Origin of the sequence: Streptococcus mitis, assembly GCF_047464965.1 — a bacterium.
Lineage (GTDB): Bacteria > Bacillota > Bacilli > Lactobacillales > Streptococcaceae > Streptococcus > Streptococcus mitis_DU.
Map to the genome: position 1 here is coordinate 88,220 of NZ_JASHAT010000006.1, position 24,674 is coordinate 112,893.

21 protein-coding genes and 1 pseudogene are annotated in these 24,674 nt (G+C 41.0%); 19 read left to right on the forward strand and 3 right to left on the reverse strand.

Annotation, left to right across the window (positions count from 1 at the left end):
• Positions 1-54: 54 nt before the first annotated feature.
• The 10 genes and pseudogenes from QM408_RS05225 to dnaJ form a co-directional block, all read left to right on the forward strand.
• Positions 55-117, forward strand: a pseudogene (locus QM408_RS05225) (YSIRK-type signal peptide-containing protein); the annotation flags it as partial.
• Between the two features lie 291 nt (positions 118-408).
• Complete coding sequence (locus tag QM408_RS05230; protein WP_414373877.1) at positions 409-5,328, forward strand: endo-beta-N-acetylglucosaminidase; 4,920 nt, start codon at positions 409-411, stop codon at positions 5,326-5,328.
• Positions 5,329-5,417: 89 nt separating this feature from the next.
• Positions 5,418-6,614 carry a phosphoglycerate kinase gene (locus QM408_RS05235; RefSeq protein ID WP_001096743.1) on the forward strand — a complete coding sequence of 399 codons (1,197 nt, stop codon included), beginning with the start codon at positions 5,418-5,420 and terminating at the stop codon, positions 6,612-6,614.
• A 323-nt stretch (positions 6,615-6,937) separates the two neighbouring features.
• On the forward strand, positions 6,938-7,465 hold the full coding sequence (locus QM408_RS05240; RefSeq protein ID WP_000119914.1) for an FUSC family protein: 528 nt from the start codon (positions 6,938-6,940) through the stop codon (positions 7,463-7,465).
• Between the two features lie 76 nt (positions 7,466-7,541).
• A complete protein-coding gene (gene glnR, locus QM408_RS05245; RefSeq protein ID WP_000659548.1) occupies positions 7,542-7,898 on the forward strand; it encodes a transcriptional repressor GlnR in 357 nt (118 codons plus the stop codon).
• Between the two features lie 36 nt (positions 7,899-7,934).
• On the forward strand, positions 7,935-9,281 hold the full coding sequence (glnA, locus tag QM408_RS05250) for a type I glutamate--ammonia ligase (RefSeq protein WP_033676218.1): 1,347 nt from the start codon (positions 7,935-7,937) through the stop codon (positions 9,279-9,281).
• Positions 9,282-9,479: 198 nt separating this feature from the next.
• Positions 9,480-10,514, forward strand: coding sequence for a heat-inducible transcriptional repressor HrcA (gene hrcA, locus QM408_RS05255; protein WP_000255759.1), 1,035 nt, complete (start codon positions 9,480-9,482; stop codon positions 10,512-10,514).
• A gap of 26 nt (positions 10,515-10,540) precedes the next feature.
• Positions 10,541-11,065, forward strand: coding sequence for a nucleotide exchange factor GrpE (gene grpE, locus QM408_RS05260; RefSeq protein ID WP_414373835.1), 525 nt, complete (start codon positions 10,541-10,543; stop codon positions 11,063-11,065).
• Between the two features lie 319 nt (positions 11,066-11,384).
• The gene (dnaK, locus tag QM408_RS05265) at positions 11,385-13,208 is read left to right on the forward strand and encodes a molecular chaperone DnaK (RefSeq protein ID WP_414373837.1); all 1,824 of its coding nucleotides are present in this window, start codon (positions 11,385-11,387) and stop codon (positions 13,206-13,208) included.
• Positions 13,209-13,680: 472 nt separating this feature from the next.
• Positions 13,681-14,817 (forward strand): molecular chaperone DnaJ, encoded by a 1,137-nt coding sequence (gene dnaJ, locus QM408_RS05270; protein ID WP_001066308.1) that lies wholly within the window; start codon positions 13,681-13,683, stop codon positions 14,815-14,817.
• Between the two features lie 339 nt (positions 14,818-15,156).
• Here dnaJ and QM408_RS05275 read toward each other — a convergent pair whose 3' ends face one another.
• Positions 15,157-15,444, reverse strand: a complete 288-nt coding sequence (locus QM408_RS05275) for a hypothetical protein (protein WP_084928138.1) — start codon at positions 15,442-15,444, stop codon at positions 15,157-15,159.
• 9 nt (positions 15,445-15,453) lie between these two features.
• Complete coding sequence (locus tag QM408_RS05280) at positions 15,454-15,864, reverse strand: HIT family protein (RefSeq protein ID WP_042750181.1); 411 nt, start codon at positions 15,862-15,864, stop codon at positions 15,454-15,456.
• 67 nt (positions 15,865-15,931) lie between these two features.
• Here QM408_RS05280 and QM408_RS05285 point away from each other — a divergent pair, with 67 nt between their 5' ends.
• Both QM408_RS05285 and QM408_RS05290 read left to right on the forward strand, forming a co-directional pair.
• A complete protein-coding gene (locus tag QM408_RS05285; protein ID WP_261150476.1) occupies positions 15,932-16,663 on the forward strand; it encodes an ABC transporter ATP-binding protein in 732 nt (243 codons plus the stop codon).
• On the forward strand, positions 16,660-17,709 hold the full coding sequence (locus QM408_RS05290; RefSeq protein WP_261150475.1) for an ABC transporter permease: 1,050 nt from the start codon (positions 16,660-16,662) through the stop codon (positions 17,707-17,709). The genes QM408_RS05285 and QM408_RS05290 overlap by 4 nt, the downstream gene beginning before the upstream one ends.
• A gap of 62 nt (positions 17,710-17,771) precedes the next feature.
• Here QM408_RS05290 and QM408_RS05295 read toward each other — a convergent pair whose 3' ends face one another.
• On the reverse strand, positions 17,772-18,101 hold the full coding sequence (locus QM408_RS05295) for a hypothetical protein (protein ID WP_023943388.1): 330 nt from the start codon (positions 18,099-18,101) through the stop codon (positions 17,772-17,774).
• 295 nt (positions 18,102-18,396) lie between these two features.
• On the opposite strand from QM408_RS05295, the gene QM408_RS05300 reads away from it, so the two are divergent.
• From QM408_RS05300 to trmB, 7 genes are all read left to right on the forward strand, one after another.
• On the forward strand, positions 18,397-19,134 hold the full coding sequence (locus QM408_RS05300) for a response regulator transcription factor (protein WP_261150474.1): 738 nt from the start codon (positions 18,397-18,399) through the stop codon (positions 19,132-19,134).
• A gap of 13 nt (positions 19,135-19,147) precedes the next feature.
• Positions 19,148-20,497: a sensor histidine kinase gene (locus QM408_RS05305; protein ID WP_261150473.1), complete on the forward strand. Its 1,350-nt coding sequence runs from the start codon at positions 19,148-19,150 to the stop codon at positions 20,495-20,497.
• Positions 20,498-21,784: 1,287 nt separating this feature from the next.
• Positions 21,785-22,189 (forward strand): immunity protein, encoded by a 405-nt coding sequence (locus tag QM408_RS05310; RefSeq protein ID WP_261150472.1) that lies wholly within the window; start codon positions 21,785-21,787, stop codon positions 22,187-22,189.
• A gap of 58 nt (positions 22,190-22,247) precedes the next feature.
• Positions 22,248-22,496: an immunity protein BlpZ gene (gene blpZ / locus QM408_RS05315; RefSeq protein ID WP_049543807.1), complete on the forward strand. Its 249-nt coding sequence runs from the start codon at positions 22,248-22,250 to the stop codon at positions 22,494-22,496.
• A gap of 30 nt (positions 22,497-22,526) precedes the next feature.
• Entirely contained in the window at positions 22,527-23,039 is a 513-nt protein-coding gene (locus tag QM408_RS05320; RefSeq protein WP_414373843.1) for a CPBP family intramembrane glutamic endopeptidase, read from the forward strand.
• Positions 23,040-23,199: 160 nt separating this feature from the next.
• Complete coding sequence (gene ccrZ / locus QM408_RS05325) at positions 23,200-23,994, forward strand: cell cycle regulator CcrZ (protein ID WP_000362999.1); 795 nt, start codon at positions 23,200-23,202, stop codon at positions 23,992-23,994.
• The gene (gene trmB / locus QM408_RS05330; protein ID WP_001266094.1) at positions 23,991-24,626 is read left to right on the forward strand and encodes a tRNA (guanosine(46)-N7)-methyltransferase TrmB; all 636 of its coding nucleotides are present in this window, start codon (positions 23,991-23,993) and stop codon (positions 24,624-24,626) included. The genes ccrZ and trmB overlap by 4 nt, the downstream gene beginning before the upstream one ends.
• Positions 24,627-24,674 lie beyond the last annotated feature (48 nt).

Here is a 24,674-nt window from a genome sequence, read left to right on the forward strand (position 1 = left end):
AGAAAGTTAAGCGCTTTCTTTTGTGCAACAAAATCAATTTTTTAGGAGGAGAAAATGAAGAATCCATTTTTTGAAAGACGTTGTCGTTACAGTATTCGTAAGTTATCAGTAGGAGCCTGCTCGCTGATGATTGGTGCTGTTTTATTTGCTGGTCCAGCCTTGGCTGAAGAAACTGCAGTTCCTGAAAATAACGGAGCCAATACAGAGCTTGTTTCAGGAGAGAGTGAGTATCCAACTAATGAAGCTGACAAGCAGCATGAAGGAGAACAGGCTAGAGAAAACAAGCCAGAAAAGGCAGAAGGAGTAGCGACAGCATCTGAAACTGCTTCGCCAGCAAGCAATGAAGCTGCAACTACTGAAACTGCAGAAGCAGCTAGCGCAGCTAAACCAGAGGAAAAAGCAAGTGAGGTGGTTGCAGAAACACCATCTGCAGAAGCAAAACCTAAGTCTGACAAGGAAACGGAAGCAAAGCCTGAAGCAACTAGCCAAGGAGATGAGTCTAAGCCAGCAGCAGAAGCTAATAAGACTGAAAAAGAAGTCCAGCCAGATGTCCCTAAAAATACAGAAAAAACATTAAAACCAAAGGAAATCAAATTTAATTCTTGGGAAGAATTGTTAAAATGGGAACCAGGTGCTCGTGAAGATGATGCTATTAACCGCGGGTCTGTCGCCCTCGCTTCACGTCGGACAGGTCATTTAGTCAATGAAAAAGCTAGCAAGGAAGCAAAAGTACAAGCCCTATCAAACACCAACTCTAAAGCAAAAGACCACGCTTCTGTTGGTGGAGAAGAGTTCAAGGCCTATGCTTTTGACTATTGGCAATATCTAGATTCAATGGTCTTCTGGGAGGGTCTCGTACCAACTCCTGACGTTATTGATGCAGGTCACCGTAACGGGGTTCCTGTATATGGTACACTCTTCTTCAACTGGTCTAATAGTATTGCTGATCAAGAAAAATTCGCTGAAGCTTTGAAGCAAGACCCAGATGGTAGCTTTCCAATTGCCCGTAAATTGGTAGACATGGCCAAGTATTATGGCTATGATGGCTATTTCATTAACCAAGAAACAACTGGGGATTTGGTTGAACCTCTTGGAGAAAAGATGCGCCAGTTTATGCTCTATACCAAGGAATATGCTGCTAAGGTAAACCATCCAATCAAGTATTCTTGGTACGATGCCATGACTTATAACTATGGACGTTACCACCAAGATGGTTTGGGAGAATACAACTACCAATTCATGCAACCTGAAGGAGATAAGGTTCCAGCAGATAACTTCTTTGCTAACTTTAACTGGGATAAGGCTAAGAATGATTACACTATTGCAACTGCCAACTGGATTGGCCGTAATCCTTATGATGTATTTGCAGGATTGGAATTGCAACAGGGTGGTTCCTACAAGACCAAGGTCAAATGGAATGACATTTTAGATGAAAATGGGAAATTGCGCCTTTCTCTTGGTTTATTCGCCCCAGATACCATTACAAGTTTAGGAAAAACTGGTGAAGATTATCATAAGAATGAAGATATCTTCTTTACAGGTTACCAAGGTGATCCTACTGGCCAAAAACCAGGTGATAAAGATTGGTATGGGATTGCTAACCTAGTTGCGGACCGCACGCCAGCAGTAGGTAATACTTTTACTACTTCTTTTAATACAGGTCATGGTAGAAAATGGTTCGTAGATGGTAAGGTTTCTAAGGATTCTGAGTGGAATTATCGTTCAGTTTCAGGTGTTCTTCCAACATGGCGCTGGTGGCAAAAATCAACTGGCGATAAGTTGAAAGCAAGCTATGATTTTGAAGATGCTTATAATGGTGGAACTTCTCTCAAATTTGCAGGGGATCTTTCAGGTGCGACCAAGCAAGATGTGAATTTGTACTCTACTCGCTTGAAGGTGACAGATACAACCAAATTACATGTTGCCCACAAAGGAGGCAAGGGTACCAAGGTTTATGTAGAATTTGCAACCAAGAAAGATTATACCTACGGTGATGAAGCTGCCCGTAAAGAATTGACAGTTTCAGATAACTGGACTACCGATGATTTTGATTTGAGTGCCTTGGCGGGCAAAACAATTTACGGTATTAAACTCTATTTTGAAAATGACAAAGACTTAAAAGGTTATCAATTTAACCTGGGGCAATTGACCATCAGCAATAATCAAGATGCTCCTCAGGCACCAACCACAGTTGCTGTAGCCAAACAAGTCCTTAAAAATGCCCAAGAAGCGGAAGCAGTTGTGCAATTTAAAGGAAACAAGGATGCAGATTTCTATGAAGTTTACGAAAAAGATGGAGACAGCTGGAAATTACTAACTGGCTCATCTTCTACAACTATTTATCTACCAAAAGTTAGCCGCTCAGCAAGTGCTCAGGGTACAACTCAAGAACTGAAGGTTGTAGCAGTCGGTAAAAATGGAGTTCGTTCAGAAGCTGCAACTACAACCTTTGATTGGGGCATGACTGTAAAAGATACCAGCCTACCAAAACCGCTAGCTGAAAATATCGTTCCAGGTGCAACAGTTATTGATAGTACTTTCCCTAAGACTGAAGGTGGAGAAGGTATTGAAGGTATGTTGAATGGTACCATTACCAGTCTTTCAGACAAGTGGTCTTCTGGACAGTTAAGTGGTAGTGTGGATATTCGTTTGACCCAGCCACGTACAGTTGTTAGATGGGTGATGGACCATGCTGGAGCTGGTGGAGAATCTGTAAACGACGGTTTGATGAACACCAAAGACTTTGACCTCTATTATAAAGATGCGGATGGTCAATGGAAATTGGCTAAGGAAGTCCGTGGCAATAAAGCCCATGTTACAGATATTACCCTTGATAAACCAATCACAGCTCAAGATTGGCGCTTGAATGTTGTCACTTCTGACAATGGAACCCCATGGAAGGCTATTCGTATCTATAACTGGAAAATGTATGAAAAGCTTGATACTGAGAGTGTCAATATTCCGATGGCCAAGGCTGCAGCCCGTTCTCTAGGTAACAACAAGGTGCAAGTTGGTTTTGCGGATGTACCAGCTGGAGCAACCATTACCGTTTATGACAATCCAAATTCTCAAACTCCTCTTGCAACTTTGAAGAGCGAAGTTGGAGGTGACCTAGCAAGTTCACCATTGGATTTGACAAATCAATCTGGTCTTCTTTACTATCGTACCCAATTACCAGGTAAGGAAATTAGTAATGTCCTGGCTGTTTCCGTTCCAAAAGATGACAGAAGAATCAAGTCAGTCAGCCTAGAAACAGGACCTAAGAAAACAAGCTACGCCGAAGGGGAGGATTTAGACCTTAGAGGAGGTGTTCTTCGAGTTCAGTATGAAGGAGGAGCTGAGGACGAACTCATTCGCCTAACTCACGCAGGTGTATCAGTATCAGGTTTTGACACGCATCATAAGGGAGAACAAAATCTTACTTTACAATATTTGGGACAACCAGTAAATGCGAATTTGTCAGTGACTGTCACTAGCCAAGATGAAGCAAGTCCGAAAACTATTTTGGGAATTGAAGTAAGTCATGAACCGAAAAAAGATTATCTAGTTGGTGATAGTTTAGACTTGTCTGAAGGACGCTTTGCAGTAGCTTATAGCAATGACACCATGGAAGAACATTCCTTTACTGATGAGGGAGTTGAAATTTCTGGTTACGATGCTCAAAAGACTGGTCGTCAAACCTTGACGCTTCGTTACCAAGGTCATAAAGTCAACTTTGATGTTTTGGTATCTCCAAAAGCAGCATTGAACGATGAGTACCTTAAACAAAAATTAGCAGAAGTTGAAGCGGCTAAGAACAAGGTGGTCTATAACTTTGCTTCGCCAGAAGTAAAAGAAGCATTCTTGAAAGCAATTGAAGCGGCCGAACAAGTGTTGAAAGACCATGAAACTAGCACCCAAGATCAAGTCAATGACCGACTTAATAAATTGACAGAAGCTCACAAAGCTCTGAATGGTCAAGAGAAATTTAAGGAAGAAAAGACAGAACTCGATCGCTTAACAGGTGAGGCTCAAGAGCTCTTAGCTGCCAAACCAAACCATCCTTCAGGTTCTGCCCTAGCCCCACTTCTTGAAAAGAACAAGGCCTTGGTTGAAAAAGTAGATTTGAGTCCAAAAGAGCTTGCAACAGCGAAACAGAGTCTGAAAGATCTGGTTGCTTTATTGAAAGAAGACAAGCCAGCAGTCTTTTCTGATAGTAAAACAGGTGTTGAAGTACACTTCTCAAATAAAGAGAAGACTGTCATCAAGGGCTTGAAAGTAGAACGTGTTCAAGCAAGTGCTGAAGAGAAGAAATACTTTGCTGGAGAAGATGCTCATGTCTTTGAAATAGAAGGTCTAGATGAAAAAGGTCAAGACGTTGATCTCTCTTACGCTTCTATTGTGAAAATTCCAATTGAAAAAGATAAGAGAGTGAAGAAAGTCTTCTTCTTACCTGAAGGCAAAGAAGCAGTAGAGTTGGCTTTTGAACAAACAGATAGTCATGTCATCTTTACAGCACCACACTTTACACATTATGCCTTTGTTTATGAATCTGCTGAAAAACCACAACCTGCTAAACCAGTAGAAAAAGTTATTTCAAGCAAGGAACCAGCTGAAGGTGTCAAGAATTTGGTTGTGGATACTCCGAAACTAGAAGTTGAAGAGACAAGTATCGCCTTCGAACACCAAGAACGACCAAATCCAAATCTCCCAGTCGGTCAACGTCAACTTGTCCAAGCAGGAGTTGAGGGACACATTCGTCGCTTGATTGAAGTAGATAGCCAAGGTAATCGTACCCTTCGCTCTACCGAAGTTTTGAAAGAAGCAAGTCCTGAAATCGTGGAAGTAGGTACTGGTCTAATCCCTGCCAATCCAGCCCCACAAAACACATACCTTCCAAAACCTACTAATCAACCGGCTTCTGATCAACAAAAGGCTCCTAAATTGGAAGTTCAAGAGGAAAAGGTTGCCTTTGATCGTCAAGAGCATGAAAATGCTGAGATGCTAGTTGGGGAACAACGAGTCATCATACAGGGACGAGATGGTCTATTAAGACATGTCTTTGAAGTTGATGAAAACGGTCAGCGTCGCCTTCGTTCAACAGAAGTCATCCAAGAAGCGATTCCAGAAATTGTTGAAATTGGAACAAAAGTAAAAACTGAACCAGCAGTAGCGCCTACACAAGAAAAACCAGCCCAAAATACAGCAGTTAAGTCAGAAGAAGCAGGCAAACAATTGCCAAATACAGGAACTGCTGATGCCAATGAAGCCCTAATAGCAGGATTGGCCAGCCTTGGTCTTGCTAGTTTAGCCTTGACATTGAAACAGAAAAAAGAAGATGAAGATTAAATATCGAAAAATCTTGTGAAATCTTTCCTTATATTTCCAAAGTGTGATATAATAGTTTCGAATAAAATAATTAAAGGGGTTTTTGTAACATGGCAAAACTTACTGTTAAAGACGTTGACTTGAAAGGTAAAAAAGTCCTCGTTCGTGTTGACTTCAACGTACCATTGAAAGATGGCGTAATCACTAACGACAACCGTATCACAGCAGCTCTTCCAACTATTAAGTACATCATCGAACAAGGTGGACGTGCAATTCTTTTCTCTCACCTTGGACGTGTGAAAGAAGAAGCTGATAAAGCTGGTAAATCACTTGCTCCTGTAGCAGCAGACTTGGCAGCAAAACTTGGCCAAGACGTTGTTTTCCCAGGTGTTACTCGTGGTGCTGAATTGGAAGCAGCTATCAACGCTCTTGAAGATGGACAAGTTCTTTTGGTTGAAAACACTCGTTACGAAGATGTTGACGGCAAAAAAGAATCTAAAAACGATCCTGAACTTGGTAAATACTGGGCATCACTTGGAGATGGTATTTTCGTAAACGATGCATTCGGTACAGCTCACCGTGCACACGCATCTAACGTTGGTATCTCAGCAAACGTTGAAAAAGCAGTTGCTGGTTTCCTTCTTGAAAACGAAATTGCCTACATCCAAGAAGCAGTTGAAACTCCAGAACGTCCATTCGTAGCGATTCTTGGTGGTTCAAAAGTTTCAGACAAGATCGGTGTTATCGAAAACTTGCTTGAAAAAGCTGATAAAGTCCTTATCGGTGGTGGTATGACTTACACATTCTACAAAGCACAAGGTATCGAAATCGGTAACTCACTTGTAGAAGAAGACAAATTGGATGTTGCGAAAGCTCTTCTTGAAAAAGCAAATGGTAAATTGATCTTGCCAGTTGACTCAAAAGAAGCAAACGCATTTGCTGGTTACACTGAAGTGCGTGACACTGAAGGTGAAGCAGTTTCTGAAGGCTTCCTTGGTCTTGACATCGGTCCAAAATCTATCGCTAAATTTGACGAAGCTTTGACTGGTGCGAAAACAGTTGTATGGAACGGACCTATGGGTGTATTTGAAAACCCAGACTTCCAAGCAGGTACAATTGGTGTGATGGACGCTATCGTGAAACAACCAGGAGTTAAATCAATCATTGGTGGTGGTGACTCAGCTGCTGCAGCGATCAACCTTGGACGTGCAGATAAATTCTCATGGATTAGTACGGGCGGAGGTGCTTCAATGGAACTTCTCGAAGGTAAAGTATTGCCAGGTTTGGCTGCACTTACAGAAAAATAATTTCAGCCCGTTAGTCTCTACAAAATCCTGATTTTGTAGAAAAAGGAACAAAACTGAAACGTTAACAAAAAGGTGGCTATGTCACCTTTTTGTGTTAGTGTAGGTATTTGTGACGCGGTGGTGGAGCATCAATGGAACTTCTTGAAGGTAAAGTTCTTCCAGGACTTGCAGCCTTGACAGAAAAATAAGATTTTATAAATAAGTCAAAGAAGAGAGGGATGAAAGTTCCTCTTTTCTTTTGCTTAAAATAAAAACGCTTCCTCTCAACTATTGCTCATAAAATCAGCCAATTTATGATAAAATGGAAATAGAAAGTTGAGATTATGAGTTATTTTAAAAAATATAAATTCGATAAATCCCAGTTCAAACTTGGTATGCGGACCTTTAAAACAGGTATTGCTGTTTTTCTAGTTCTCTTGATTTTTGGCTTTTTTGGTTGGAAAGGTCTTCAAATCGGTGCTTTGACAGCCGTTTTTAGCCTGAGGGAGAGTTTTGATAAGAGTGTTCATTTTGGGACTTCGCGTATTCTAGGAAATAGTATCGGTGGCCTCTATGCCTTGGTTTTCTTCCTAATAAATAGTTTTTTTCACGAAGCCTTTTGGGTGACCTTGGTAGTTGTTCCAATCTGCACCATGTTAACCATTATGACAAATGTAGCCATGAATAACAAAGCAGGAGTTATTGGTGGTGTAGCAGCTATGTTAATCATTACCTTATCGATTCCGAGTGGTGAAACGATTTTGTACGTATTTGCGCGTGTATCAGAAACTTTCATGGGAGTTTTTGTCGCAATTCTCGTAAATTACGATATTGATCGTATTCGGCTCTTTTTAGAGAAAAAAGAAAAATAATGTTACATTTTATAACATTATCAATTGACGTTTGTCTTTTTTTAGACTATAATAGACAGAAAGAAGGAAATTGTAAATGAAGGAAAAAGAATTTCGCCGAAATATGGCTGTTTTTCCTATCGGCAGTGTTATGAAGTTGACCGATCTATCGGCGCGTCAGATTCGTTATTATGAAGATCAAGAGTTGATCAAGCCTGATCGAAACGAAGGGAATCGTCGCATGTATTCCTTGAATGACATGGATCGTCTGCTTGAAATCAAAGATTATATCTCTGAAGGTTATAATATCGCTGCCATTAAGAAAAAATATGCTGAACGTGAAGCGAAATCCAAGAAAGCGGTGAGTCAGACTGAGGTGCGTCGTGCACTTCACAATGAACTCCTCCAACAGGGTCGCTTTGCTTCAGTACGGTCACCTTTTGGTCGCGGTTAGGCAACCGCAAGTAGTCATACATTAAGGAGAAAACTCATGCCAATCACAGCTGCAGATATTCGTCGTGAAGTCAAGGAAAAAAATGTTACCTTTATTCGTCTCATGTTCTCAGATATTTTGGGAACCATGAAAAACGTCGAAATTCCTGCTACAGATGAACAGTTAGATAAAGTCTTGTCAAACAAGGCTATGTTTGATGGATCTTCTATTGAAGGTTTTGTACGTATCAATGAGTCGGATATGTACTTGTACCCAGACTTGGATACATGGACAGTCTTCCCGTGGGGAGATGAAAATGGAAGTGTTGCAGGTTTGATCTGTGATGTCTATACAACAGAAGGTGAACCATTTGCAGGTGACCCTCGTGGCAATTTGAAGCGTGCTCTTCATCACATGGAAGAAGTAGGATTCAAGTCCTTCAACCTTGGCCCAGAGCCAGAATTCTTCCTATTTAAGTTGGATGAAAATGGAGACCCGACACTTGAAGTGAATGACAAGGGTGGCTACTTTGATTTGGCGCCTACTGACCTTGCGGACAATACACGTCGAGAGATTGTCAATGTCTTGACCAAAATGGGATTTGAAGTAGAAGCGAGTCACCACGAGGTTGCGGTTGGACAGCATGAAATTGACTTCAAGTACGATGAAGTTCTCCGTGCTTGTGATAAGATTCAAATCTTTAAACTTGTTGTTAAAACCATTGCTCGCAAACATGGACTTTACGCAACCTTTATGGCAAAACCAAAATTTGGTATTGCTGGCTCAGGTATGCACTGTAATATGTCCCTGTTTGATGCAGAAGGAAACAATGCCTTCTTTGATCCAAATGATCCAAAAGGAATGCAGTTGTCAGAAACGGCCTACCATTTCCTTGGTGGTTTGATCAAACATGCCTACAACTATACTGCCATCATGAACCCAACGGTTAACTCATACAAACGTTTGGTTCCAGGTTATGAAGCGCCTGTTTACATTGCTTGGGCTGGTCGTAACCGTTCTCCACTTGTGCGCGTGCCTGCTTCACGTGGTATGGGGACTCGTCTTGAGTTGCGTTCAGTGGATCCAATGGCGAACCCTTACATCGCTATGGCTGTTCTTTTGGAAGTTGGTTTGCATGGTATTGAAAATAAAATCGAAGCACCAGCTCCTATCGAAGAAAATATCTACATCATGACAGCAGAAGAGCGTAAGGAAGCTGGTATTACAGACCTTCCATCAACCCTTCACAACGCTTTGAAAGCTTTGACAGAAGATGAGGTTGTCAGAGCAGCTCTTGGAGAACATATCTATACTAGTTTCCTTGAAGCCAAACGAATCGAATGGGCAAGTTATGCAACCTTCGTTTCACAATGGGAAATTGATAATTATTTAGACCTTTACTAATACTAATATAGAAGAAAGATTGCCTGAGGGCGGTCTTTTTTTCTAGGTCTTCAGACTGATTTTTAGCACTCTTGACAAAAGAGTGCTAATTTTTTGAGTTTTTGTCTTGACATTCTCTTTTAAGGGTGTATAATAGAATCATAAGTTAGCACTTGAACGTATCGAGTGCTAACTGGTCAGACAGAGAGGAGTGATGAGATGGTTACAGAGCGTCAGCAGGATATTTTAAATCTGATTATTGACATCTTTACCAAAACGCACGAACCTGTCGGATCCAAAGCCTTGCAAGAGTCTATTAACTCTAGCAGTGCTACCATTCGTAATGATATGGCGGCTTTAGAAAAGCAAGGTTTGCTTGAGAAGGCTCATACTTCAAGTGGTCGGATGCCAAGTGTTGCTGGTTTTCAGTACTATGTAAAACACTCACTGGATTTTGACCGACTGGCTGAAAATGAGGTTTATGAGATTGTCAAAGCCTTTGATCAGGAATTCTTCAAGCTAGAGGATATTCTGCAAGAGGCTGCTAACCTACTAACAGACTTGAGTGGCTGTACAGTAGTAGCACTAGATGTTGAGCCCAGCAGGCAGCGGTTGACAGCCTTTGATATCGTTGTTTTAGGTCAACATACAGCCTTGGCAGTGTTCACCCTAGACGAGTCTCGAACGGTTACCAGTCAGTTTCTGATTCCAAGGAACTTCTTGCAGGAAGATTTGCTGAAGCTGAAGAGCATCATTCAGGAACGTTTCCTCGGCCACACCGTTCTAGATATTCACTACAAGATTCGGACGGAGATTCCGCAGATTATCCAGCGTTACTTCACAACAACGGATAATGTCATTGATCTCTTTGAACACATCTTTAAGGAAATGTTCAACGAAAATATCGTGGTGGCTGGCAAGGTTAATCTCTTGAATTTTGCCAATCTGGCAGCTTATCAGTTCTTTGACCAACCGCAAAAGGTGGCTCTGGAGATTCGTGAGGGGTTGCGTGAAGATCAGATGCAAAACGTCCGTGTTGCGGACAGTCAAGAGTCCTGTCTAGCTGACCTAGCGGTGATTAGTAGTAAATTTCTCATTCCTTATCGGGGAGTTGGAATTCTAGCCATTATCGGTCCGGTCAATCTGGATTACCAACAGCTAATCAACCAAGTCAACGTAGTCAACCGTGTTTTGACCATGAAGTTGACAGATTTTTACCGCTACCTCAGCAGTAATCATTACGAAGTACATTAAGATTGAAATCATTAAAGGAGGCGAAAATGGCCCAAGATATAAAAAATGAAGAAGTAGAAGAAGTCCAAGAAGAGGAAGTTGTGGAAACGGTAGAAGAAACAACTCCTGAGAAGTCTGAATTGGACTTGGCAAATGAACGTGCAGATGAGTTCGAAAACAAATACCTTCGCGCTCATGCAGAAATGCAAAATATCCAACGCCGTGCCAATGAAGAGCGTCAAAACTTGCAACGTTACCGTAGCCAGGACTTGGCAAAAGCAATTCTCCCTTCTTTGGATAACCTTGAGCGTGCACTCGCAGTTGAAGGTTTGACAGATGATGTGAAGAAGGGCTTGAAAATGGTGCAAGAAAGCTTGATTCACGCTTTGAAAGAAGAAGGAATCGAAGAAATCGCAGCTGACGGTGAATTTGACCATAACTACCATATGGCCATTCAAACTCTCCCAGCAGACGATGAACACCCAGCAGATACCATCGCCCAAGTTTTCCAAAAAGGCTACAAACTCCATGACCGCATCCTAAGACCGGCAATGGTGGTTGTTTACAGCTAGGCAATTCTGACGGTAGCTAAGCAACTCGTCGTTGAAATGAAATCGATTTCGACTCCTCGTGTCGCAATTTACATAATAGAAAACTTGTCCGAAACGACAATAAACTATGAAGAAAGATAAAAAAGTAGTTCAGCTTTGCGATAGTGAGCGAAGCAAACCAAAGACGATACTCTTCGCCGTGGCGCTATTTGCGCAAACTTTGAGACCTTAGGCTCAAAGTTTAGTCAAAGAGATTGACGAAGTCAAGCTCTGACGGCGCCGCCACTTAAGAAGAGTATCAAAAAGAAAAATAGAATATAAAATTTAAGGAGAAAAACACATGTCTAAAATTATCGGTATTGACTTAGGTACAACAAACTCAGCAGTAGCAGTTCTTGAAGGAACTGAAAGCAAAATCATCGCAAACCCAGAAGGAAACCGTACAACTCCATCTGTAGTTTCATTCAAAAACGGAGAAATCATCGTTGGTGACGCTGCGAAACGTCAAGCAGTCACAAACCCAGATACAGTTATCTCTATCAAATCTAAGATGGGTACTTCTGAAAAAGTTTCTGCAAACGGAAAAGAATACACTCCACAAGAAATCTCAGCTATGATTCTTCAATATTTGAAAGGTTATGCTGAAGACTATCTTGGCGAAAAAGTAACGAAAGCAGTTATCACAGTTCCAGCTTACTTCAACGATGCTCAACGTCAAGCAACAAAAGACGCTGGTAAAATCGCTGGTCTTGAAGTAGAACGTATTGTCAACGAACCAACTGCAGCCGCTCTTGCTTACGGTTTGGACAAGACTGATAAAGAAGAAAAAATCTTGGTATTCGACCTTGGTGGTGGTACATTCGACGTATCTATCCTTGAATTGGGTGACGGTGTCTTCGACGTATTGTCAACTGCAGGGGACAACAAACTTGGTGGTGACGACTTTGACCAAAAAATCATTGACCACTTGGTGGCAGAATTCAAGAAAGAAAACGGTATTGACTTGTCTACTGACAAGATGGCAATGCAACGTTTGAAAGATGCAGCTGAAAAAGCGAAGAAAGACCTTTCTGGTGTGACTTCAACTCAAATCAGCTTGCCATTTATCACTGCAGGTGAGGCTGGACCTCTTCACTTGGAAATGACCTTGACTCGTGCGAAATTTGACGATTTGACTCGTGACCTTGTAGAACGTACAAAAGTTCCAGTTCGTCAAGCCCTTTCAGATGCAGGTTTGAGCTTGTCAGAAATCGACGAAGTTATCCTTGTTGGTGGTTCAACTCGTATCCCAGCCGTTGTAGAAGCTGTTAAAGCTGAAACTGGTAAAGAACCAAACAAATCAGTAAACCCTGACGAAGTAGTTGCTATGGGTGCTGCCATCCAAGGTGGTGTGATTACTGGTGATGTCAAAGACGTTGTCCTTCTTGATGTAACACCATTGTCACTTGGTATCGAAACAATGGGTGGTGTCTTCACAAAACTCATCGACCGTAACACAACAATTCCAACATCTAAATCACAAGTCTTCTCAACTGCAGCAGACAACCAACCAGCCGTTGATATCCATGTTCTTCAAGGTGAACGCCCAATGGCAGCAGATAACAAGACTCTTGGACGTTTCCAATTGACAGATATCCCAGCTGCACCTCGTGGAATTCCTCAAATCGAAGTAACATTTGACATCGACAAGAACGGTATCGTGTCTGTTAAGGCCAAAGACCTTGGAACTCAAAAAGAACAAACTATTGTGATCCAATCGAACTCAGGTTTGACTGACGAAGAAATCGACCGTATGATGAAAGATGCAGAAGCTAACGCTGAAGCAGATAAGAAACGTAAAGAAGAAGTAGATCTTCGTAACGAAGTAGACCAAGCGATCTTTGCGACTGAAAAGACAATCAAGGAAACTGAAGGCAAAGGATTCGACGCAGAACGTGACGCTGCCCAAGCTGCCCTTGATGACCTTAAGAAAGCTCAAGAAGACAACAACTTGGACGAAATGAAAGCAAAACTTGAAGCATTGAACGAAAAAGCTCAAGGACTTGCTGTTAAACTCTACGAACAAGCCGTAGCAGCGCAACAAGCTCAAGCAGGAGCAGAAGGCGCACAAGCAACAGGAAACGCAGGCGATGACGTCGTAGACGGAGAGTTTACGGAAAAATAAGATGCAAAGCCCGTTAAAACCTCACAGTGAAAATAGGAAATCTGACGCAGAAACTTTAGTTTCTAGGAAGATTTATCTTTTTCACCAAGAGGTTAGGGCGTGCTCGATTTAGCATTACTAGTTTGATTTTTAAAACTCGAACGTCGTAATGATAGGAAGAAATCCAGAGGTTGCAACCCAGCCTCTGTTTTTCGATAAAAAGGGTCTAAACCTGATTTATTTGGGGTTTGTCTCATCAATATGAAATACAGGAATTGAACCCGACCTAAATCGAGGTTTGATTCAAAATATCAATAGAAAGGAACAAAGGTGTTCGTAACTGAACACGGGTTCCCAAATTTCTTACTCAATATAACAGAAAGGAATTGAACCCGACCTAAATTCTCGGAAAAAAGATAAATCTGTCTAGGAGCATCGCTCCAGCGTCAGATTTCCTATTTTTCAGTCGAATTTTACGGTCTTGGTATCTTGTATGAACAATACTGAATTTTATGATCGTCTGGGGGTGTCAAAAAACGCTTCGGCAGACGAAATCAAAAAGGCTTATCGTAAGCTTTCCAAAAAATACCACCCAGATATCAACAAGGAGCCTGGTGCTGAGGAAAAGTACAAGGAAGTTCAGGAAGCCTATGAGACTTTGAGTGACGATCAAAAACGTGCGGCCTATGACCAATATGGTGCTGCTGGAGCCAACGGTGGTTTTGGTGGAGCTGGTGGTTTCGGCGGTTTCGATGGGGCAGGTGGCTTCGGTGGTTTTGAGGACATCTTCTCAAGTTTCTTCGGCGGAGGCGGTGCTTCACGCAATCCAAATGCTCCTCGTCAAGGGGATGATCTCCAGTATCGTGTGAATTTGACCTTTGAAGAAGCTATTTTTGGAGCTGAAAAAGAGGTTAAGTACAATCGTGAAGCAAGCTGTAGTACATGTAATGGTTCTGGTGCTAAGCCAGGAACAAGTCCAGTCACTTGTGGACGCTGTCATGGTGCTGGTGTTATTAACGTTGATACGCAGACTCCGCTTGGTATGATGCGTCGTCAAGTAACCTGTGATGTCTGTCATGGTCGCGGAAAAGAAATCAAAGATCCATGTACAACTTGTCACGGAACAGGTCATGAAAAACAAGCCCATAGTGTACATGTAAAAATTCCTGCTGGTGTGGAAACAGGTCAACAAATTCGCCTAGCTGGTCAAGGTGAAGCTGGATTTAACGGTGGACCTTACGGTGACTTGTATGTAGTGGTTTCTGTGGAAGCCAGCGACAAGTTTGAACGTGAAGGAACGACTATCTTCTACAATCTCAACCTCAACTTTGTCCAAGCAGCTCTTGGTGACACAGTTGATATCCCAACTGTTCATGGTGATGTTGAATTGGTTATTCCAGAGGGAACTCAGACTGGTAAGAAATTCCGTTTACGTGGTAAGGGAGCTCCAAGTCTTCGTGGTGGTGCAGTTGGTGACCAATACGTTACCGTTAATGTCGTAACACCGACAGGCTTGAATGACCGCCAAAAAGCAGCGCTTAAAGAATTCGCAGCTGCAGGTGATTTAAAAGTCAATCCAAAGAAAAAAGGCTTTTTTGACCATATTAAAGATGCCTTTGAAGGAGAATAATACTCTTCGAAAATCTCTTCAAACCGTGTCAACGTCGTCTTGCCGTATATATGTGACTGACTTTGTCAGTCTTATCTACAACCTCAAAACAGTGTTTGAGCAAGCTGCGGCTAGTTTCTTAGTTTGCTCTTTGATTTTCATTGAGTATAAATCAAATACTTTCCCAGACTTTCCGCCGTAATGAAAACACCTGAAACCGTTTGATTTCAGGTGTTCGGAAACTTTGAGACCTAGGCTCAAAGTTTAGGTATGGAACTTCGAAGAAGGTCGCTACCGTCCGTCATTACTTAAGGAAAGTCTTAAAAAATCTATAAACTAAAAAGAGCCAATTGGCTCTTTTTACTTATCTTCCATTTCCTGTGTTTCTTTGATAACAGCTAGTCTAGTCTGGATATCCTTTTCCAAGACCTTAAACTTGTAAGTTAGGTCTTCTTGATATTCCTTGATGAGTTCTTTTTGCTGGTCGATGATTTGCAGGCTATTTTGGATAATATCCACATCATCCTTGATAGCTTGAACACGGTCAGTGGTATTCAAGACTTCATCTGTGATGGTTTGGCGATTTTTTGTGACCAGATAACTTCCGGCTGCAGCTCCTGCAAATAGCAGTAGGTTGGATAATTTCATGGCAACTCCTTAGGCGTTTTTGATAGTTTCAGCGACTTGAGCGAGTTTGTCAAAGTCTGGTTCGTGGGTGATAAAATCAATCTTGAGGTCATCGTCGGTACTGTAGCGAGGCACGAGGTGAACGTGGGTGTGAAATACTGTTTGACCTGCGATTTCTTCACAGTTGGCAATGATATTCATGCCAGTAGCCTTGGTAGCTTTCATGACTTTTTGAGCAATTGTTGGTACTTGGGCAAAGAGTTGGCTGGCGCTCGTAACGTCCATTTCTAAAAGATTGCGATAGTGCTCTTTTGGTACGACCAAGGTGTGCCCAGGCGTTACTTGAGAGATATCAAGAAAGGCAAGAACCTGCTCATCTTCATATACTTTTGATGCAGGAATTTCCCCTGCGATGATTTTACAAAAAATGCAATCTGACATAAAATCTACCTCTACTGTATTGAATTTTGATATAATATAGCTACATTATACCAGATTTGGAGAAAATATGTTAGAAATTAAAAACCTGACAGGTGGCTATGTCCATGTCCCTGTCTTGAAAGATGTGTCCTTTACAGTTGAAAGTGGGCAGTTAGTCGGTTTGATCGGTCTCAATGGTGCTGGGAAATCGACGACCATCAATGAAATTATCGGTCTGTTGACACCTTATAGTGGCTCCATCAATATCAATGGTCTGACCCTGCAAGAAGATGCAACGAGCTACCGCAAGCAAATTGGCTACATTCCTGAGACGCCTAGTCTGTATGAGGAATTGACCCTCAGAGAGCATATCGAAATGGTTGCTATGGCTTATGGTATTGAGCAGAAAGTGGCTTTTGAGCGAGTAGAGCCCTTGTTAAAAATGTTCCGTCTGGACCAGAAATTAGACTGGTTTCCTGTTCATTTTTCAAAAGGGATGAAGCAAAAGGTCATGATTATCTGTGCTTTTGTGGTGGATCCGAGTCTTTTCATCGTGGATGAGCCTTTCCTTGGTCTTGATCCGTTGGCTATTGCAGACTTGATTCAGCTTTTGGAAGTGGAAAAGCAAAAGGGTAAGTCTATTCTCATGAGTACTCACGTGCTGGATTCGGCTGAGAAGATGTGTGATGCCTTTGTCATTCTTCACAAAGGGGAAGTGCGTGCCAAGGGACATCTCCTGCAACTGCGCGAAGCCTTTGACATGCCTGAGGCTAGTTTGAATGATATTTACTTGGCTCTGACCAAAGAGGAGGAGCTATGAAAGACTTGTTTTTAAAGAGAAAGCAGGCTTTTCGTAAGGAGTGTCTTGGTTATCTGCGCTATGTTCTCAATGACCACTTTGTCTTGTTCCTGCTTGTCTTGCTGGGGTTTTTAGCCTACCAGTACAGTCAACTCTTACAACATTTTCCTGAAAATCATTGGCCTATTCTTTTATTTGTAGGAATTACCTCTGTTTTGCTTTTACTTTGGGGAGGAATTGCCACCTATATGGAGGCTCCAGACAAGCTCTTTCTCTTAGTCGGAGAAGAGGAAATCAAACTCCATCTAAAGCGTCAAACGGGCATTTCCCTAGTCTTTTGGCTCTTTGCCCAGACCCTTTTCTTGCTGTTATTTGCGCCCTTATTTTTAGCCATGGGTTATGGCTTGCCTGTTTTTCTGGTCTATGTGCTTTTATTGGGAGTAGGTAAATATTTCCTCTTTCGTCAAAAGGCCAGCAAATTTTTCACGGAAACTGGACTAGACTGGGATTATGTCATTGCCCAAGAAAGCAAGCGTAAGCAAGTCTTGCTTCGTTTCTTTGCCCTCTTTACGCAGGTCAAGGGAATTTCAAACAGCGTCAAGCGTCGTGCCTACCTGGACTTTATCCTAAAGGCTGTTCAGAAGGTGCCTGGGAAGATTTGGCAAAATCTCTATCTGCGTTCTTATCTGCGAAATGGAGACCTCTTTGCCCTTAGTCTCCGTTTGCTATTGCTTTCCATATTGGCGCAGGTCTTTATCGAGCAATCTTGGATTGCAACAGCGGTAGTAGTCCTGTTTAACTATCTCTTGCTCTTCCAGTTGCTGGCACTCTATCACGCCTTTGACTATCAGTATTTGACCCAACTCTTTCCACTGGACAAGGGGCAAAAGGAGAAAGGCTTGCAGGCGGTAGTCCGAGGATTGACCAGTTTTGTTTTATTTGTGGAATTAGTTGTCGGCCTTGTGACCTTCCAAGAAAAACTGGCCCTTCTAGCCTTGCTGGGAGCAGGTTTGGTTTTACTAGTCTTGTACCTACCTTATCAGGTCAAACGTCAGATGCAGGACTAAAACTTGCTTATATGATATTAAAAAAGAAGTTGAGTTCAGTTTGTCTCAACTTCTTTTATTTTCTACAGGATAATGGTTGGTCCGTAGAGACTCAACTTGGTCTTGACTTGGTCAAAGTGGAAGCGGTCATAGGCCCTCCAAGCGGCGCGAGTTGGAGCATCTGGATCAAGAGCGCTGAGTCCCATGAGAAGACTGGAAGTCTGGTAAAATTTTTCCAGTTCAATCAAGACTCGATTATCCACTGTCTCAGCCTTGGCTAGAAAGCCAAGAATAGAGTTTAATTGCTCCTGAAAGCGGACGTCGTCAGCGCTTGCCTGTTTGCATGCTTGATAGGCTTTGTTTAAGTCAGTAATCAAAGTCTGAGCTCTTTTGATAGGGTCTGTATCTGTCATGAGAATTCCTCCTTTAATCTGGGTACTAGTCTTGCTTCTAGCAATTGTGTTTTGATACTGTCAGTCTATCACTTTTATCTCCTTTTTCGCCTTCAAATCTTTAATTGTCCTTGAAATTTCCTGAATGGTACTGTTAAGATTTTATGATAAAATAGTTGTAAGATTATCATGCTTATTTGAGGAACAAGATACCTTTCAGGAGCGTTGAAGGCCTGTTTAGGATTTGGTGGGCTTGTATCATAGTATTTTTGCTATTCTCTTTTTAGGAAGAAATCGAAACAAGGAGAGTAAGAAGATGAGAATATTTGTTTTAGAAGATGATTTTTCCCAACAGACTAGGATTGAAACGACCATTGAGAAACTCTTGAAAGAACATCATATCATTCCCAGTTCTTTTGAAGTCTTTGGTAAGCCAGATCAACTGCTGGCAGAGGTGCATGAGAAGGGAGCCCATCAGCTATTCTTTTTGGATATTGAGATTCGAAATGAGGAGATGAAGGGTCTGGAAGTGGCTAGAAAGATTCGGGATCGGGATCCGTATGCCCTGATTGTCTTTGTGACAACTCACTCGGAATTTATGCCCCTGTCCTTTCGCTACCAAGTGTCTGCTTTGGACTACATTGATAAGGCCCTTTCGGCAGAAGAGTTTGAATCTCGTATCGAGACAGCCCTCCTCTATGCCAATAGTCAAGACAGTAAAAGTCTGGCGGAAGATTGCTTTTACTTTAAATCAAAATTTGCTCAATTCCAGTATCCTTTTAAAGAGGTTTATTATCTCGAAACATCGCCCAGAGCCCATCGTGTTATTCTCTATACCAAGACAGACAGGTTGGAATTTACGGCGAGTTTAGAGGAGGTTTTCAAGCAGGAACCTCGTCTCTTGCAGTGCCATCGCTCTTTTCTGATTAATCCTGCCAATGTGGTGCGTTTGGATAAGAAAGAAAAACTTCTTTACTTTCCCAATGGTGGAAGTTGTATGATAGCGCGTTATAAGGTCAGGGAAGTGTCTGAGGCTATCAATGACTTACACTGAGCTAGGAGAGTTTATGAACATTGCTTGGATATTGTTGTATTTTCTTGTTATTAATGGACTAGAAATTGTCATTTTCTTTAAGGTAGATGGAATTGGTCTCACTTTTGAGAGGATTTTTAAAGCTTTTCTTTTGAAATTTCTTCTAGGGGCCATTTTTGCGACTTTTCAATTTTTGGATGTAAGTGAATATTTGTCCTATTTTATAGAACCTTTGTTCGGTATATGTCTATCTTTCTTACTGTTAAGAGGGCTTCCTAAAAAACTCCTTTTCTTTTATGGTCTCTTTCCAATTGTATTGATGGATCTCTTTTACAGAAGTGTTTCCTATTTTGTGTTTCCGTTTTTGGGGCAAGGGATTGTAGATGGAGATGGAAATCCTCTCTTTTTGTTGATTATGCTATTCGTTTGCTTCATAGTATTAGTCTTTTTGAAATGGTTGGACTATGATTTTACTAGATTGAGAAAGGAGTTTCTCGATAAAGGTTTTCAACAGTCCCTGACTAAGATTAACTGGATAATGGGGGCTTACTTTCTAGTCATGGAAAATCTGTCTTACTTTGAATATGCATACGATATCCAATCAAAGACTGTTCGCCATCTCATCCTAGTCTTTTACTTGCTCTTTTTTATGGGAATTATTAAGAAATTGGATTCCTATTTGAAGGAAAAACTCCATGAGAGATTGGACCAAGAGCAGGCCCTGCGCTACAGAGATATGGAACGCTATAGTCGGCATATAGAGGAACTTTACAAGGAAGTCCGGAGTTTTCGCCATGACTACACCAACCTCTTGACCAGCTTACGTCTGGGCATTGAAGAGGAGGATATGGAGCAGATAAAAGAGGTCTACGACTCAGTCTTAAAGGATTCTAGTGAGAAATTACAGGACAATAAATATGACCTGGGCCGTTTGGTGAATATTCGGGACCGTGCCCTCAAAAGTCTTCTAGCAGGAAAATTTCTAAAAGCTAGAGATAAGAAGATTGTCTTTAATGTCGAAGTTCCAGAGGAGATTCAGGTAGAGGGGATGAGCATGCTTGATTTTCTGACTATTGTGTCTATCCTTTGTGACAATGCTATTGAAGCCAGTGCAGAGGCCAGTCAACCTCATGTTTCAATTGCCTTTTTAAAAAATGGAGAACAGGAGACCTTTATCATTGAAAACTCCATCAAAGAAGAGGGCATCGATATTTCTGAAATCTTCTCCTTTGGAGCAAGTTCTAAAGGGGAGGAGAGAGGAGTTGGTCTCTATACCGTTATGAAGATTGTGGAAAGTCATCCCAATACCAGTCTCAATACCACCTGTCAAAATCAAGTCTTTCGTCAGGTTTTAACGGTTCACTTGCTGCCGGTTGGTCATTAGAAAATTTGTGAAAAAAGAATTGGCAGAAGCTAACAGATAAAATTTGTCTTTGTCCAGTTTGATTTTTACCATAGTATGCGAGGTATATTAAATGAATAAGAAATCTTTTTTTATCATCTGCTCTACGTTGATCATAGCATCGAATCTTCTCATGATTTCCGTGGTGAACAAGGGAGAAGAAACAGGGAGCAACCTGTTTGTGATTGCTATAGCCTGTGTTATGCTACCAGCCTTTTTATATGCAGTTGAAAATAGACTTACTTCATTGGTAAGAGTAGAATCAATACTCCTGATTCAGTTGACAGTTATATCCCTACTCCGTCTTATCAACAGAATAGGGAGTACGCCTGAAATCCTCAACATTATCATTACCCTTATCGCTTTGGCAAGTGGGACAGCTGCTATCCTTGTTGCGATTATGAGAATATATGAGAACATACGGAAGTGAGGGTGAGTAGTTTTCTATTTTGTATTTTCACATTGTCAAGTTCCCCCAGGGCAAGTATGTTTTTCATGCTTGCTTTTTAAATTTTTACAATTCAAGATGTTTTGATGACCATTTATGATTTGGATGGAAAATTTTAAAAAATAGTAGTATACTAACCTTATTAAGGTTGTAATAGGACGAAAGTAAAAAGAGGTATTCCTCGTGAATGCAAAAACAATGTTACAATTGGCTATTATGGTCGCTTAAAGACTTGAGCTTGTGTACTTGGAGGTAATTATGGATTTCAAAAGTTTTCTTATTGTTTTTGTTGTCAGTATGCTTATTTCTTTTATTACTTATTTAATTAGGGGAAAATTTTTAAAATCTCCAAAGAAGAATAAAGATAGATCTAATTAGATAAAAAGATTTTTTATCGCTAGTTTAATCTACAGTGGAGTTTCTTTAATATTGTTTCGCCTGTCAAAATGATATGTGATAGCAGGATAAAAAATCTACAAATTAAGTTGGTATCAATATTGTGTAAAGGGCAAGTATGTTTTTCATGCTTGCTTTTTTAAATTTTTTAACAATTCAAGAGGTTTTGATGACCATTTACGATTTGAGTGATCCAAGAATAAAACGAGTGCTATACTAGCAGTGTAAAGGTTCTAGCTCAACAAACATTCAGGAGGAAATTTTATGAAGAAAAAAATACTTGTCATTTTCATCTTGTATCTGATCATGTCCATATTTCTATATCCGCTTAGGGATAGTGCTTGGTATCATCTATTCTATACCATAGCCTATGTGATTGCGGTTATAATCTATCTTGCTTTAACTAAAAAGAAAGGAGCAAAGAAATGAAAACTTTTCTTGCTAAAAAACGGAACATCTTCCTTGCGAGATTGTTCCTAGGTCAGTTGCCCTTACTTGTCTCTACTTATCTATTTCTATCTCGTCAGTTTTTAAATTTTTCCTTGGTTTTCCAATTTCTTTTAGTGGTTATTAACTTGGCTTCTATTTTGGTCACTGTTTACCTCACTAGGGAAATGAGGATAAGAGAGTTTGAAGATGATGATTTGGTTAGTCCTAGAACCAATCAGCTCATGTTCATCGGCTTGACGGGCTTTATGTCTATTATCTGTTTGTATAGAGGTATCACAGCAGGAGAATTCTATCAACAACTAATTGCCTATATTGGCGCTATTCTCTGCTTGATTATCATGCTTCTGCTCATGTGGGGCTTGAAGTATTATAAAAAGTAGGGGAAGAGTTTTCTTATTAATCTGGGACTGGTCTATAGTCTGACAAGAGGAGGTCATCATGTATAAACATTTATTTTTCCTAGATTCAAAAACCTTAGACTGGTTGACGCCCTATATTTTAGATTTGGCTTCTGACACCATTGCATTCAATGTTTTTGTGCTAACCTTTGTATCTGTGGTGGTCTTTTATTTCCTGAATCCCATGTTATCTGTAATGGCTATATTCTTAGGGGCTGGTTATGTGGTCGGATTTTGGTTACTCAAATGGTTTGTATTGGAAAGGTTAGAGCGAAAGGATGACTTGTAGGGAAGTCTGTTTGGTGGGGAGGATAGTTTTATGGCCATTTTCAATAAATGTCATGCCTTGTTTTTGGGATTTTTAGTATTTGCAATCGTTGGTGCAGCGGGATATTCCGTCAATCAAGGAGATTATTTTCAACACCAGTACATATTCATTGTTGTAAAGAGTCTCTTGCTTTTCCTTAGTTTTGGCTATGCGAAATGGTTTGATATGATTTCTTTGGGGATGTTAAGCAGGAAACAACTCTTGCTGTTCATTGGAATTTCTCTGTCTTTGATTTTGACTTCCTCAGTTTTTGGACCCATCCAGGAGGAACTCATTTTCAGAGGACTTCTTCAAGGTGCCGTTTTTGACAATTCTTGGTTAGGGCTTGTACTAACTTCCTCTCTCTTTTCTTTCATGCATGGACCTTCTAATGTCCCTTCGTTTATTTTTTATCTACTTGGGGGCTTGTTACTGGGCTTTGCTTATAAAAAGAGCCAAAACCTATGGGTTTCTACTCTAGTTCACATGTTTTACAATGCTTGGCCACTCTTATATTATTTATAAAAATCATGAAAAGGTAAGTAGGAGATTGTGCTTACCTTTTTCTTTCTATAATGATACCCAAGCCAATCCAGAGGCTTTTCTTTGAGAATCGGGTTAGAGCGGTTGACGAATAGCCCAAAAACTAGTAGAATAGTAAGGAAACTTTATACGGAGGAAAGAAATGGATTTGGGTGATAATGAGCTAACACTGACTCCCATACCTGGGAAAAGTGGCAAGGCTTATATGGGTAGCTATCCTGATGGGAAGCGTATCTTTGTAAAAATGAACACCTCTCCAATCCTACCTGGTCTAGCTAGAGAACAAATTGCTCCACAATTATTATGGAGTCGCCGTTTGGCAGATGGGCGTGATATGTGTGCTCAAGAATGGTTGACAGGCAAGATATTGACCCCCTATGATATGAATCGTAAACAAATCGTCAATATTTTAACCCGCCTTCATCGCTCACGTCCGTTGATGACACAGTTGAGTCGTTTGGGGTATGCCATGGAAACACCTGTAGATTTACTGCAGTCTTGGCAGGAAACGGCTCCAGATGCTTTGCGTAAAAATCATTTTATCAGTGAAGTGATGGCTGATTTACGTCAGACTATTCCAGGATTTAGAGAGGACCATGCGACCATTGTCCATGGAGATGTACGACATAGTAATTGGATTGAGACAGATAGTGGCTTGATTTATTTGGTAGATTGGGATTCGGTTCGCTTGACCGACCGCATGTTTGATGTGGCCCATATGCTCTGCCATTATATTCCAGAACATCAGTGGAAGGAATGGTTGACCTACTACGGTTACAAGTACAATCAAACGGTATTAAATAAATTGTATTGGTACGGTCAATTGTCTTATTTGAGCCAGATTTCCAAGTATTATATGAACCAAGATTTAGAAAATGTCAATCGGGAGATCCATGGCTTGCGTCACTTCCGAGACAAGTATGGAAAGAGAAGATGAGAGTTAGAAATCGTAAAGGGGCGACAGAATTACTAGAGGCAAATCCCCAGTATGTGGTCCTCAATCCCTTAGAAGCCAAGGGAAAATGGCGGGACTTGTTTGGCAATGATAATCCCATTCATGTGGAAGTTGGAAGTGGAAAGGGTGCCTTTGTTTCAGGTATGGCCAAGCAAAACCCTGACATCAACTATATCGGGATTGATATTCAAAAGTCTGTTTTGAGCTACGCTTTGGACAAGGTGCTTGAAGTTGGAGTGCCTAACATTAAGCTCTTGTGGGTAGATGGTTCTGACTTGACTGACTACTTTGAAGACGGTGAGATTGATCGCTTGTATCTGAATTTTTCAGATCCTTGGCCTAAAAAACGCCATGAAAAGCGTCGTTTGACCTACAAAACCTTCTTGGATACCTTCAAACGTATCTTGCCTGAAAATGGAGAAATTCATTTCAAGACGGATAACCGTGGCTTGTTTGAGTACAGCCTAGTGAGTTTTTCTCAGTATGGCATGAAGCTCAATGGTGTCTGGCTTGATTTACATGCCAGTGATTTTGAAGGCAATGTCATGACAGAATACGAGCAAAAATTCTCCAACAAGGGGCAAGTTATCTATCGAGTTGAGGCAGAATTTTAAGAAATAGCCTGAAATCAGGCTGTATAAGTGCTTTTGCTTTACATAAGT